The sequence below is a fragment of the Rhodococcus sp. R1101 genome, assembly GCF_000278445.1.
In the GTDB taxonomy this organism is placed as follows: Bacteria; Actinomycetota; Actinomycetes; order Mycobacteriales; family Mycobacteriaceae; genus Rhodococcus; species Rhodococcus gordoniae.
On the sequence record NZ_AJVB01000806.1, the window covers coordinates 1 to 972 of the forward strand.

Here is a 972-nt window from a genome sequence, read left to right on the forward strand (position 1 = left end):
CCACGGGCGCCGCACCCGAAGGTGCGGCGCCCGTGTGCGTCGAGAGAGTCGGCTCAGTGCTTCTCGGGTCCGAGGTGGTACTCGAACACCAGTCCGGCGGCTGCGGCGATGATCAGTGCGACCGCGAGGACGATCATCCACGGCTGGTAGAAGGCCAGCGCGATGGCGGCGAAAGCTGCCGCACCGGCGAGCAGGATCGGCCAGTAGCTACCCGCACTGAAGAAACCGAGGTCGCCCGCACCGTCGCTGATCTCGGCGTCCTCGTAGTCCTCGGGACGGGTGTCGAGACGACGCGCGACGAAACGGAAGTAGGTTCCGACGATCAGGGTCAGTCCGGCGGAGAGGACGATGGCGGTCAGCCCGGCCCACTCCGTCCCTCGGGACGAAAGGGACGTGAACACGCCGTACACGATGGCGACGATGACGAAGAACACCGTCACGACCTCGAAGAGCTTGGCTTCGATCTTCATATCAGCACTTGTCCTTGTCGGTGGAGGTGGCCGTTACTCGCCTGCGGCGACGGTCGCCGACCGGTCCGTGCGGTCGGTCTTGAACGGAGTCGTCGAGGTAGCGATCGGGCTCTGGCCGATGGCTTCGAGCGCACGAGCGTTCGACAGGCCTTCGCCGCCGTCCTCGACCGGCTTGCGGAGCTCGATGTACCGGGCGAAGTCCTCCGGGCTGACCGCGCGAACCTCGAAGTTCATCATCGCGTGGTAGGTGCCGCACATCTCGGCGCAACGGCCGACGAACGAGCCCTCACGATCGATCTCGGAGATCTGGAAGACCGGGTCGGAGTTGTTCTCGATCGGGTTCGGGTTCACGTCACGCTTGAACAGGAACTCCGGCACCCAGAAGGAATGGATGACGTCGGAGGACGCCAGCTGGAACTCGATGCGCTTGCCGGTGGGAAGAACGAGCACCGGAATCTCTTCGCTGGTGCCGATCGTCTCGATCTTGTCGTAGTGCAGGTAG

At 64.5% G+C, this 972-nt stretch carries 1 protein-coding gene and 1 pseudogene; both read right to left on the reverse strand.

The genetic code is table 11. The annotated features are described in order from the left end of the window. Window positions 1-53 precede the first annotated feature (53 nt). Window positions 54-470, reverse strand: coding sequence for a cytochrome c oxidase subunit 4 (locus tag R1101_RS0124350; protein WP_016935746.1), 417 nt, complete (start codon window positions 468-470; stop codon window positions 54-56). A gap of 33 nt (window positions 471-503) precedes the next feature. Continuing rightward, window positions 504-972 (reverse strand): annotated as a pseudogene (locus tag R1101_RS0124355) (cytochrome c oxidase subunit II); the annotation flags it as partial.